Genomic DNA, 11,979 nt, shown 5'->3' on the forward strand with positions numbered 1-11,979 from the left:
CGGTCCCGGAGGGTGAGGCCGGCAATTATTCCCCTTACAAATCAACACTTTGGCAAGCTAAGCCAAACCAGCCGTGCGTCTCAACTCGATCAAGCTCTCCGGCTTCAAGTCCTTCGCGGAACCGACCAACTTCCTCCTGCCAGGCCAACTGGTGGGCGTCGTCGGACCCAACGGCTGCGGCAAGTCGAACATCATGGATGCGGTGCGCTGGGTGCTCGGCGAGTCGCGCGCCTCCGAACTGCGCGGCGAGTCGATGCAGGACGTGATCTTCAACGGCACCACCACGCGCAAACAGGCCAGCCGTTCGAGCGTGGAGCTGGTGTTCGACAACTCCGACCACCGCGCGGGCGGCCAGTGGTCGCAGTTCGCCGAGATCGCGGTCAAGCGCGTGCTGACACGAGACGGCAATTCGAGCTACTTCATCAACAACCAGCCGGTGCGCCGGCGCGACGTGCAGGACGTGTTCCTGGGCACCGGCCTCGGCCCGCGCGCCTACGCCATCATCGGGCAGGGGACGATCAGCCGGATCATCGAATCGAAGCCGGAAGAACTGAGGCTGTTCCTCGAAGAGGCGGCCGGCGTCTCCAAGTACAAGGAGCGCCGTCGCGAGACCGAGAACCGGCTGGGCGACACCCGCGAGAACCTCACGCGCGTCGAAGACATCCTGCGCGAGCTCTCGAGCAACCTGGAGCGGCTGGAGAAGCAGGCCGAGGTCGCCACCCGCTACAACACGCTGCAGGCCGACGCCACGCGCAAGCAGCACCAGCTGTGGTTCCTCAAGCGCGGCGAGAGCGAGGGCGACCAGGCCAAGGTGAAGGCCGATGGCGAAAAGGCCATCAACGACCTCGAATCGCGCATGGCCGATCTGCGCCACGTCGAGTCGGAGCTCGAGACCGTGCGCCAGGCGCACTACGCGGCCGGCGACCAGGTCAACCAGGCACAGGGCAAGCTCTACGAGGCCAGCGCCGAAGTCGGCAAGCTGGAAGGCGAGATCCGCTTCGTGGTCGAGGGCCGCCAGCGGGTCGAACAGCGCCTGGTGCAGCTGAGCGAGCAGATCGCGCAATGGAACTCGCGCCGCGAAGATGCCGAGGCCGAGATCGAGACCCTGGCCGGCCAGGGCGTGAACGCCGAGGAGCAGGCCGAGCTGCTGGCGGCGCAGCTCGAAGAACATGACGCGCGCATCCCCGCGCTTGAAGAGGCCCAGCAGCGCGCCCAGAACGAGGCCAACGCCCAGCGCGCCAGCGTGGTGCAGGTGCAGCAGCAGATCCAGGTGCTGGCGGCCGACCAGCGCAACATCGAGGACCAGACCCGCCAGCTGACGCAGCGCGCCGAGCGCCTGCGCAGCGACCAGAATGCGCTCGCCGCGCCCGACGAAGCCCGGTTGCGCGACCTGCAGGAGCAGCTGGCCGCCGCCCAGGAAGCCGCCAGCGAGGCCGATGCGCGCCTGCATGAATTGCAGGAGGCCGTGCCGCAGCTCGACGACGACCGTCGCGGCAAGCAGCAGGCCGTCAACGCCGAGGGCGCGCGGCACGCCGAGCTCTCGGCGCGGCTCGAAGCGCTGAAGGCGCTGCAGGAAAAGGTCAAGACGGATGGCAAGCTGGCCCCATGGCTGGCCAAGCACGGGCTCGAAGGCCTGCAAGGGCTGTGGAGCCGCATCCATATCGAGCAGGGCTGGGAGAACGCGCTCGAAGCCGCGCTGCGCGAGCGCCTCGGTGCGCTCGAAGTGAGCCGCCTCGACATGGTCCGCGCCTTCGGCGGCGATGCGCCGCCGGCCAAGCTGGCCTTCTACAGCCCGCCTGCAGCCTCCGCGCCGCAAGCGGCAGGCGCGATGCCGCGCCTGGCCGATCTCCTGCGCCTGGGCGATGCGGGCCAGCAAGCGCTGCTGTCCGACTGGCTGCACGGCTGCTTCACCGCGCCGTCGCTCGAGGAAGCGCTGGCCCAGCGCGACAAGCTGCAGGCCGGCGAGGCGATCTACGTTCAGACCGGCCATGCGGTCACGGCCCACAGCGTGAGCTTCTACGCGCAAGATTCCGAGCAGGCCGGCTTGCTCGCCCGCCAGCAGGAGATGGAGAACCTGGAGCGCCAGCTGCGCGCCCAGACGCTGATCAGCGAAGAGGCCCGCACCGCGCTGGCGCGCGCCGAGTCCGCTTATGGCGATGCGTCGCAACGGCTGGTCACGGCGCGGCGCGAAGCGGCCGACACGCAATCGCGCGCGCACGAGCTGCAGGTCGAGACGCTGCGCCTCACGCAGCTGGCCGAGCAGACGCGCGCGCGCAGCGAGCAGTTGTCCAGCGACTTGGGCGAGGTCGAGGCCCAGCTCGAGGAACTGCAGGAAAAGCGCGTGGCCGCGGAGGGCCGCTTCGAAGAGCTGGACATGCAGCTGGCCGACAGCCAGGAGCGCCACGCCCAACTCGACGAGCGCGTGATCGAGGCCGGCCGCGCCCTGTCCGCCAGCCGCGAGCAGCACCGCAGCCTGGAGCGGCAGGCGCAGGAGGCCGTCTTCGCACAGCGCACGCTGGAGGCACGGCGCGCCGAGCTCAACCGCGCGATCGAGACCGCGACGCAACAGGTGGCTTCGCTCACCGACGAAGACGAGCGCGCCCGCGCCGAGCTCGGCCGCCTGTCCGATGCTGCAGCGCAGGCCGGGCTGCAGGACGCCCTGGCCCTCAAGCTCGAGCGCGAGAGCGCCCTGGGCGCCGCGCGCAGCCAGTACGACGACCTCACGATGAAGCTGCGCGCGAGCGACGAGCGCCGCCTGCAGCTCGAACGCGAGCTCGATCCGCTGCGCCAGCGCATCACCGAGCTGCAGCTGAAGGAGCAGGCCGCGCGCCTGGGCTTCGAGCAGTACCAGCAGCTGCTGGCCGATGCCCAGGCCGATCTCGAGGCGGTCGCGCGGTCGATCGAAGAGGACAAGGTCCGGCTCACCGGCCTCCAGTCCGAGATCGACCGCCTCAACCGCGAAGTCGCCGCCCTCGGCGCCGTCAACCTTGCCGCGCTCGACGAGCTCGCCGTCGCGCGCGAGCGCAAGACCTTCCTCGATGCGCAGTCGGCCGACCTCAACGAGGCCATCAACACCTTGGAAGACGCGATCCGCAAGATCGACGGCGAGACCCGCGAACTGCTCGGCGGCACCTTCAAGACCGTCAACGAGCACTTCAGCCGCATGTTCCCCGAGCTCTTCGGCGGCGGCAATGCCAAGCTCATGATGACCGGCGACGAGATCCTCGACTCCGGCGTGCAGGTGATGGCGCAGCCACCCGGCAAGAAGAACCAGACCATCCACCTGCTGTCGGGCGGCGAGAAGGCGCTGACCGCGATCGCGCTGGTGTTCGCGATCTTCCAGCTGAACCCTGCGCCCTTCTGCCTGCTGGACGAAGTGGATGCGCCGCTGGATGACGCCAACACCGAGCGCTACGCCAAGCTGGTGACGGCGATGAGCCGCGAGACGCAGTTCCTCTTCATCAGCCACAACAAGATCGCGATGGAGATGGCCGAGCAACTGATCGGCGTGACCATGCAGGAGCAGGGCGTCTCTCGCATCGTGGCGGTGGACATGGAATCCGCCGTTTCGATGGCCGAGGCCGCATGAGCAATCTCACGGTCGCCCTCGCCATCCTCGGCGGACTCGTGCTGGCCACGGTGGTCGGCTACAACGCCTGGATGTCGCGCCGCAACGCGCCGCGCCAACCCGATGCGCCCGACAGCGACCCGCCCGAAGCGGCGCCGGCGCCCCTCAACCGCGAAGAAGAACCGGTGCTGCACGTGAGCGGGCATCCGGTCGCCGGCGCCGAGCGGCACGAGCCGCTGTTCGACCCCAAGCTGCCGGCACCGAGCGCGCTGCCGATCCCCACTGCCGACCGGCGCGGCGGGCTCGATCCGCTGATCGACGTGATCACGCCCATCACGCTGGAGGGCCTGGCCTCGGGCGACGCCGCGATCGCCGCGATGCCCGCCACGCGCCGCGCCGGCAGCAAGCCGGTGGCGATCGAAGGCCTCAACGAACACACCGGCGAGTGGGAACCGGCCGCGCCCGGCCAGCGCTACGGCGCCTTCCAGGCCGGCGTGCAGCTGGCCAACCGTACCGGGGCGCTCAACGAGATCGAGTACTCCGAGTTCGTGGTCAAGGCGCAGGCCTTCGCGGACGCGATCAACGGGTCGCCGGAGTTTCCCGAGATGCTCGACGAAGTCGCGCGCGCCCGCGAGCTCGACCAGTTCGCCAGTGCGCATGACGCGCAGCTGAGCTTCGTGCTGCGTGCGCTGCACGCTGCCTGGAGCCCGGGCTACGTGCAGCAGAACGCCGCGCGGCTGGGCTTTGTCGCCGGCATCATTCCGGGCCGCATGGTGCTGCCGGCGAGCGAACTCGGGCTGCCGCCGATCCTGGGCCTGTCCTTCGACACCCAGGCCGCGCTGGCCGACGACCCGGCCCAGTCCGCGATCCGCGAGCTCACGCTGAGCCTGGACGTGCCGCAGGTGGACCGCGCCGAGCGTCCCTTCGCGCGCATGCGCGAAACGGCCGCGACGCTGGCGCGCGAGATGGATGGCGTCGTGACCGACAGCGACGGGCAGTTGCTGCGCGAGGAGACCATGGATGCGATCGGGGCGGACCTCGAGCAGCTCTACGACACCCTCGATTCGCGCGAGCTGTCGGCCGGGTCGCCGCTGGCACGGCGACTCTTCAGCTAACCTCGCCCTGATCCCGGAGATTTCCATGACCCCACGCGAGGAGGCGGCTCGCGAAGCCGCCGCACTGGGCGAGCAGCTGCGCCGCCATGCCCATCTTTACTACGTGCTGGACGCGCCCGAATTGCCGGACGCCGAGTACGACCGCATGTTCCAGCGCCTGCAGGCGCTGGAGGCCGAGCACCCCGAGCTGCGCAAGCCCGATTCGCCCACGCAGCGCGTGGGCGGCAAGGCGCTGGAGAGCTTCGCCAAGGTGCGCCACAAGGTGCCGATGTTGTCCATCCGCACCGAGACCGACATCACGCCGGGCGGTGCCAGCGCCTTCGATGCGCGGGTGCGCCGCGAACTGGGTCTGGCCGAAGACGCGCCGCAGGTCGAGTACGTGTGCGAGCTGAAGTTCGATGGCCTGGCCGTCAACCTGCGCTACGAGCAGGGCGTGCTGGTGCAGGCCGCGACCCGCGGAGATGGCGAGATCGGCGAGGACGTCACCCCGAGCATCCGCACGGTGCAGCAGATCCCGCTGCGCCTGCACGACCAGGGCGCAGAGATCCCGCAGGTGGTGGAGGTGCGCGGCGAGGTCTACATGCGTCGCGACGACTTCGAGAAGCTGAACGAGCGCCAGCGCGAGAAGATCGCCGCCGGCCAGAAGAACGAGAAGGTCTTCGTGAATCCGCGCAATGCCGCGGCCGGCGCGGTGCGCCAGCTCGACCCGGCGATTGCGGCTGCGCGGCCGCTGAGCTTCTTCGCCTATGGCCTCGGCGAGGTCACGCCGGCGGACGAGGGCGGGCCCTCGCATGCCACGCAGTTCGACTGGCTGCAGCAGTTCCATGCCTGGGGCTTTCCGATCGGCCCGCTGACGCAGCGCGCCCGCGGCGCGATCGAGCTGATCGCTTTCCACGAGACCGTCGCGCGCCAGCGCGATGCGCTGCCCTACGACATCGATGGCGTGGTCTACAAGGTCGACAGCCTGGAGCTGCAGCGGCAGCTCGGCTTCGTCTCGCGCGAGCCGCGCTGGGCCGTGGCGCACAAGTACCCGGCGCAGGAACAGCTGACGGAGGTGCTGGGCATCGAGGTGCAGGTCGGTCGCACCGGCAAGCTCACGCCGGTGGCCAAGCTGGCACCGGTCTTCGTGGGCGGCGTCACCGTGACCAACGCCACGCTGCACAACGAGGACGAGGCCCGGCGCAAGGACGTGCGGGTGGGCGACACGGTGATCGTGCGGCGTGCCGGCGATGTGATCCCGGAGGTGGTGGGCGTGGTGCCCGAGAGCGCAGCCCGGCCGCAGCAGCAGCGCGGTCCGGTCTTCACCATGCCCCAAAAATGCCCCGTGTGCGGCTCCGATGCGCTGCGCGAGGAGGGTGAGGTCGACTACCGCTGCACCGGCGGCCTGTTCTGTGGCGCGCAACGCAAGGAGGCCATCCTGCACTTCGCGGCGCGGCGCGCTCTGGACATCGAAGGCCTGGGAGACAAGCTGGTCGAACAACTGGTGGACGCCCGGCTGATCCGCACGCTGCCCGATCTTTACAAGCTGGGCCTCACCACCCTCGCCGGCCTGGATCGCATGGCCGACAAATCGGCGAAGAACCTGGTTGATGCGCTCGAAGCCTCGAAGAAGACCACGCTGCCGCGCTTCCTTTTCGGGCTGGGCATCCGCCACATCGGCGAAAGCACCGCCAAGGACCTGGCCAAGCACTTCGGCAAGCTCGACGCGATCATGGACGCGAGCGAGGAGCAATTGCTCGAGGTCAACGACGTCGGTCCGGTGGTGGCCAAGAGCCTGCGCACTTTCTTCGAGCAGGCGCACAACCGCGAGGTGGTCGAGCAGCTGCGCGCCTGCGGCGTGACCTGGCAAGAGGGTGAACCGGCGGCGCGCGCCCCCAAGCCCCTCGCGGGCAAGACCTTCGTGATCACCGGCACCCTTCCTACGCTCAGCCGCGACGAGGCGAAGGACAAATTGGAGGCGGCGGGCGCCAAGGTGGCCGGGTCGGTCAGCAAGAAGACCGATTTCCTGGTGGCGGGCGCCGAGGCCGGCAGCAAGCTCGACAAGGCGACCGAGCTGGGGGTGGCCGTGATCGACGAGGCCCGGATGCTCGAAATTCTCGACAACAGGCCTTGAGGGCGCCGAGCTTTACGTGGCTGGCTTTACCCTGCGTTACGCAGCTTCATGCGAGGGAAGTCAACAAGGTCTACAAGAGGACGTTGAACACTAGTACACGACCAGGAGTCCATCATGATCAAGAATCGTCGACTATGGGGTATGGGAGCCGTTCTCGGCGGCGCGGTGCTGCTCGGCGGCTGCGTCGCCTATCCGGCAGGCTCCTACGGCTATGCCGAGCCCTACTACGCCGACCCGGGACCGGTGGTCGTCCAGCCCAACGTCTACCTCGAAGGCAACTACTACTCGCGCCCCAGGTACGCCTATCCGTACTACGGCGGGCGCCCCGGCTACTATGCGCATCCGGGCTATCCGCGTCCCGGCTGGGGCGGCCGTCCGAGTGCCGTCGTCCCGGCACCCGCGGCCGGGCCGCGGCACGGTGGCGTCGCCGGCAACGTGGTGCCGGTCCCGCCGGGTCGCTCGCCCAGCGAGATCAACCGCATGCTGATCTCCCCGGACTCGCGCACCCAGACGCCGCCTTGAGCGAGGCGTCTTCGCGGCAGGATCCTGAGTGCCAAACCTCGCTGGCGATAATGACCGCATGACGGTACGCGAGATCCTCAAGATGGGCGACCCCCGGCTGCTGCGCATTGCGCAGCCGGTCGGCGCCTTCGACACCGACGAGCTGCACCTGCTGGTGCGCGACATGTTCGAGACCATGCACGGGGTGAACGGTGCCGGCCTCGCCGCGCCGCAGATCGGCGTCGACCAGCAGCTCGTGATCTTTGGTACCGACACCGTCAACCCCCGCTATCCGGACGCGCCGGCCGTGCCGCGCACGGTGCTGATCAATCCCGTCGTCACACCCCTCGGCGACGAGGAAGAAGAGGGTTGGGAAGGCTGCCTCTCGGTGCCCGGGCTGCGCGGCGTGGTGCCGCGCTTCGCCCACATCCGCTACACCGGCTTCGACCCCTACGGCGACCCCATCGACCGCACCGTCAGCGGCTTCCATGCACGCGTGGTGCAGCACGAGGTCGATCATCTGCTGGGCAAGCTCTATCCGATGAGGGTGCGCGATTTCTCGCGCTTCGGCTACACCGAGATCCTGTTCCCCGGCCTCGATGCGGCCGAAGACGAGTAGCCCGATCCGAAGGACGAGTAGCCCGATCCGAAGCTCAGCTGTAGCGGCCGCCCGTGCCACCGACGCTGAAGCGTCCGGCCCCCATGAAGGCCACGGCCAGTGCGCCGAACAGGAACATGCCCTCCAACTCGAGCGCCCAGCCGCCGCCTGCCTTGTTCAGCATGCCCAACTGCTTCATTTGCACCAGCCAGATAGCGAAGAGCACGTTGATGACGACGATCCACGCCGCCGGCCGCGTGTAGAGGCCGATGATCAGCAGCACGGGCGCCACGACTTCGCCGATGAGGGAGAGCCATGCCAGCGCGCCTGGCAGGCCGTGTGCAATCAGCGCGTTGGACACGAAGCCCACGCCGCCCCGGATCTTCGCGATGCCGTGCAGCAGGACCAGGATGCCCAGCGCCACGCGCAGAACGAGTTTGCCCGTGTCGTCGGAACGGATCATGTCGAAGCCCTTCTTCTTGAAAAAACAAGGGGCGATTGTGGTCGATTCCGTGCCGACCCAACCTGACTGGCGTAAGCAATGCAGAAGCCGGATCAGGCGGCCAGCGCCTCCAGCAGCTCGGTCTCGATGGCGGCTTGCGTGCGCTGCCCCTGCAGCTCTGGCCCGCTGATCAGGAAGGTGTCTTCCACGCGCTCGCCGAGCGTCGTGACCTTGGCAAGCTGCAGGTTAAGGTGATGCCGCGCCAGCACACGCGCCACCGAATACAGGAGCCCCGCGCGGTCGCTGGCCGAGATGTTGAGCAGCCAGTGCTGCGCCTTGTCGTCGGGCAGCAGGCTGACGCGCGGCTTGATCGGGAAGCTGCGCACACGGCGCGACACCCGCCCCTTGCTGGGTGAGGGCAGGGGCCCTGCCTCGTCCAGGGTCTTGGCCAGGCCGGTTTCGACCATGCTGATCAGGTCGCGGTAGTGCTCGGGAATGAAAGTGGTGACGACCTGGAAGGTGTCGAGCGCATAGCCGTTGGTGGCGGTGTGCACCTTGGCATCGAGGATGCTGAAGGAGGCCTGATCGAAGTAGCCGCAGATGCGCGCGAACAGGTCGGGCTGGTCGGGCGTATAGACGACCACCTGCAGTCCTTCGCCCACCGGCGAGAGCCGGGCACGCACCATGGCCGGGGCATGCGGGTCCACCGGCACGTTCCTCGGCGGCACGTGCCGCGACAGCTGCTTGGTGTGCCAGGCGATCTCGGAGGCGTCGTGGCGCATGAAGTAGCCGACGTCGAGCGTCTCCCACAGCGCCTTGTGCGCCTCGAAGGGCTGCGCATGCAGGGCCAGTTGCACCAGTGCCTCGCGCTTGCGCGCCTCGACCTCGGCGCCCGGATCGGGCATGCGCCCGCCCAGGGCGCGCAGCGTGGACCGGTAGAGATCCTCGAGCAGCTTGCCCTTCCATGCGTTCCACACGCGGGGGGAGGTGCCGCGGATGTCGGCGATGGTGAGCAGGTAGAGCGCCGTCAGGTAGCGCTCGTTGCCGACGCGCTGCGCGAAACCGGCGATCACCTGCGGGTCGCTCAAGTCCTGCTTCTGCGCGACCTGGCTCATCACCAGGTGCTCCGACACCAGGAACTCGATCAGCTTGGCGTCCTCGCGCGGGATCTCGTGCTGGCGGCAGAAGCGGCGCACGTCGCGCGCGCCCAGCTCCGAATGGTCGCCCCCGCGGCCCTTGGCGATGTCGTGGAAAAGCGCGGCGACGTAGAGGATCCAGGGCTTGTCCCAGCCGCCCGCGAGCTGCGAGCAGAAAGGGTATTCGTGCGCATGCTCGACGATGAAGAAGCGCCGCACGTTGCGCAGCACCATGAGGATGTGCTGGTCGACCGTATACACATGGAACAGGTCGTGCTGCATCTGCCCGACGATGCTGCGGAACACGCGCAGGTAGCGGCCGAGCACCGAGGTCTGATTCATCAGCCTGAAGGCGTGCGTGATGCCGCGCGGCTCCAGCAGGATGCGCATGAAGGTCGCATGGTTCACGCGGTCGTTGCGGAACTTGCTGTCCATCACGTGGCGGGCGTTGTAGAGCGCGCGCAGCGTGCGCGCCGACAGGCCGTTGACGCCGATGGTCTTCTGAAAAAGCAGGAAGGTCTCGAGGATGGCGTGCGGGTCCCGCAGGTACAGGTCCTCGCTCGCGACCTCGATCAGGCCGCCCTTTTCGTAGAAGCGGTCGTTGATGCGGGTGGGCTGCTCCTCCTGCGGGTTCAGCCGCTCGGCGATGTTGAGAAGAAGGATCTGGTTGAGCTGCGTCACCGCCTTGGCCGCCCAGTAGTAGCGGCGCATCAGCGCCTCGCTGGCCTTTCGCTGCGACTCGCCGGTGTAGCCGAAAGTGGCCGCCACCGCGGTCTGCAGATCGAACACCAGGCGGTCTTCGCGCCGGTTGGCGGTCAGGTGCAGGCGGGCGCGGATCAGGCTCAGCAAGGCTTCGTTGCGCTTGATCTGCTGCACCTCGAAGGCGGTGGCCAGGCCGTTCTTCGCCAGGTCGTCCCAGCGCCGGCCGAAGCCGGCCGCCTTGCTCACCCAGAGAATGACCTGCAGGTCACGCAGTCCGCCGGGCGACTCCTTGCAGTTGGGCTCCAGCGCATAGGGCGTGTTCTCGTACTTCTGGTGCCGGTGGCGCATCTCCTGCGTCTTGGCGGCGAAGAAAGCCTGGGGATCGATGGCAGCGAGGAAGCTCTTGCGGAACGTGGCATAGAGCTTCTTGTCGCCGGCGACGAGGCGGGATTCGAGCAGCGAAGTCTGGACCGTGACGTCCTTCGCGGCCTCGGCCAGGCATTCGTCCAGGGTGCGCACGCTGGAGCCGATCTCGAGGCCCACGTCCCAGCAATGGCCGATGAAGGCTTCGATGCGCGCCGGGTCGACCTCGGTCGCATGGTCCGGCGGCAGCAGCAGCAGCACGTCGACGTCGGAGTAAGGGAACAACTCGCCGCGCCCGAAGCCGCCGACAGCCACCAGCGCGAGCCGATTGTCGAAGCCGGCGTCGGCCCACAGCGCGTTGAGCGCCTCGTCCGCCAGCGCGGCGAGTTGCCGCAGCACGGTGTGGACGCTGCGGGTCGGCGCGCGTGCGCTGCGCGCCTGGTCGTACAGCGCCTGCTTGTGCGTGCGGTAGGCGTCGCGCAGCGAAGGGATGTCCACCATGGCAGCCTCTCGCAGGCCCGAGGCCGCGTTCAACCCGACGTGCTGGCGAAGGCGGGCGGCGGCGGGCTGCCGGCCGAGAGCGTGAGCACCTCGTAGCCGGTCTCGGTGACCAGCACCGTGTGCTCCCACTGGGCCGACAGCGAGTGGTCGCGGGTGACGATGGTCCAGCCGTCGTACTGGCCGCCCCGCGCGTCTTCCTTGATGTCGCGTTTGCCGGCGTTGATCATCGGCTCGATGGTGAAGGTCATGCCGGGCTTGAGTTCGTCCAGCGTGCCGGGCTTGCCGTAGTGCAGCACCTGCGGCTCCTCATGGAAGCCGCGGCCGATGCCATGGCCGCAGAACTCGCGCACCACCGAGAAGCCGTTGCTCTCGGCAAAGCGCTGGATGGCGAAGCCGATGTCGCCCAGGTGCACGCCCGGCTTGACCTTGACGATGCCGTGCCACATGGCCTCGTACGTGAAGGCGCACAGGCGCTTGGCCGCGATGGAGGCGTCGCCCACGATGAACATGCGGCTGGTGTCGCCGTGCCAGCCGTCCTTGATGACGGTGATGTCGAGGTTGACGATATCGCCCCTCTTCAGCGGCTTGTCGTTCGGGATGCCGTGGCACACCACGTGGTTGACCGAGGTGCAGATGGACTTGGGGTAGGGCACGCTCGAGGCGCCCATGTAGTTGAGGGGGGCAGGGATCGCGCCCTGGACTTGCGTGATGTAGTCGTGCGCGAGCTTGTCGATCTCGTTGGTGGTCACGCCGGGCTTGACGTGCGGGGTCAGGTAGTCCAGCACTTCGGCCGCGAGACGGCATGCGACGCGCATGCCGGCCACGCCCTCGGCGTCTTTGTAGGTGATGCTCATGGGCCCGAATTATCCCATTCGTCCCCGTTAAAATTCCCGGCTTGCGCGGATGTCCCCAGTCAGCGGCCGCCGCCTGATCTCCTCCT

General features: G+C 68.3%; 8 protein-coding genes. 5 read left to right on the forward strand and 3 right to left on the reverse strand.

All coding sequences use genetic code 11. The features are described from left to right. The first annotated feature begins 73 nt into the window (after window positions 1-73). The 5 genes from smc (at window position 74) to def (ending at window position 7,916) form a co-directional block, all read left to right on the forward strand. Window positions 74-3,589 carry a chromosome segregation protein SMC gene (gene smc, locus J2739_RS17480; RefSeq protein ID WP_309903860.1) on the forward strand — a complete coding sequence of 1,172 codons (3,516 nt, stop codon included), beginning with the start codon at window positions 74-76 and terminating at the stop codon, window positions 3,587-3,589. Next, on the forward strand, window positions 3,586-4,683 hold the full coding sequence (locus tag J2739_RS17485) for a cell division protein ZipA C-terminal FtsZ-binding domain-containing protein (RefSeq protein ID WP_309903862.1): 1,098 nt from the start codon (window positions 3,586-3,588) through the stop codon (window positions 4,681-4,683). Before smc ends, J2739_RS17485 begins: the two co-directional genes overlap by 4 nt. Before the next feature lie 25 nt (window positions 4,684-4,708). Beyond that, window positions 4,709-6,796: an NAD-dependent DNA ligase LigA gene (ligA, locus tag J2739_RS17490; protein WP_309903863.1), complete on the forward strand. Its 2,088-nt coding sequence runs from the start codon at window positions 4,709-4,711 to the stop codon at window positions 6,794-6,796. 114 nt (window positions 6,797-6,910) lie between these two features. After that, window positions 6,911-7,318: a hypothetical protein gene (locus J2739_RS17495; RefSeq protein ID WP_309903865.1), complete on the forward strand. Its 408-nt coding sequence runs from the start codon at window positions 6,911-6,913 to the stop codon at window positions 7,316-7,318. A gap of 58 nt (window positions 7,319-7,376) precedes the next feature. Continuing rightward, the gene (gene def / locus J2739_RS17500) at window positions 7,377-7,916 is read left to right on the forward strand and encodes a peptide deformylase (protein ID WP_309903867.1); all 540 of its coding nucleotides are present in this window, start codon (window positions 7,377-7,379) and stop codon (window positions 7,914-7,916) included. Between the two features lie 34 nt (window positions 7,917-7,950). On the opposite strand, the gene J2739_RS17505 is transcribed toward def, so the two are convergent. From J2739_RS17505 to map, 3 genes are all read right to left on the reverse strand, one after another. Next, window positions 7,951-8,358 carry a DoxX family protein gene (locus J2739_RS17505; RefSeq protein ID WP_309903869.1) on the reverse strand — a complete coding sequence of 136 codons (408 nt, stop codon included), beginning with the start codon at window positions 8,356-8,358 and terminating at the stop codon, window positions 7,951-7,953. Window positions 8,359-8,450: 92 nt separating this feature from the next. Continuing rightward, complete coding sequence (locus J2739_RS17510) at window positions 8,451-11,039, reverse strand: [protein-PII] uridylyltransferase (protein ID WP_309903871.1); 2,589 nt, start codon at window positions 11,037-11,039, stop codon at window positions 8,451-8,453. Window positions 11,040-11,068: 29 nt separating this feature from the next. Continuing rightward, entirely contained in the window at window positions 11,069-11,893 is an 825-nt protein-coding gene (gene map / locus J2739_RS17515; RefSeq protein ID WP_309903873.1) for a type I methionyl aminopeptidase, read from the reverse strand. Between the last annotated feature and the right edge of the window lie 86 nt (window positions 11,894-11,979).

The sequence above is a fragment of the Variovorax soli genome, from assembly GCF_031454625.1.
GTDB classification, from domain to species: domain Bacteria; phylum Pseudomonadota; class Gammaproteobacteria; order Burkholderiales; family Burkholderiaceae_C; genus Variovorax; species Variovorax soli_A.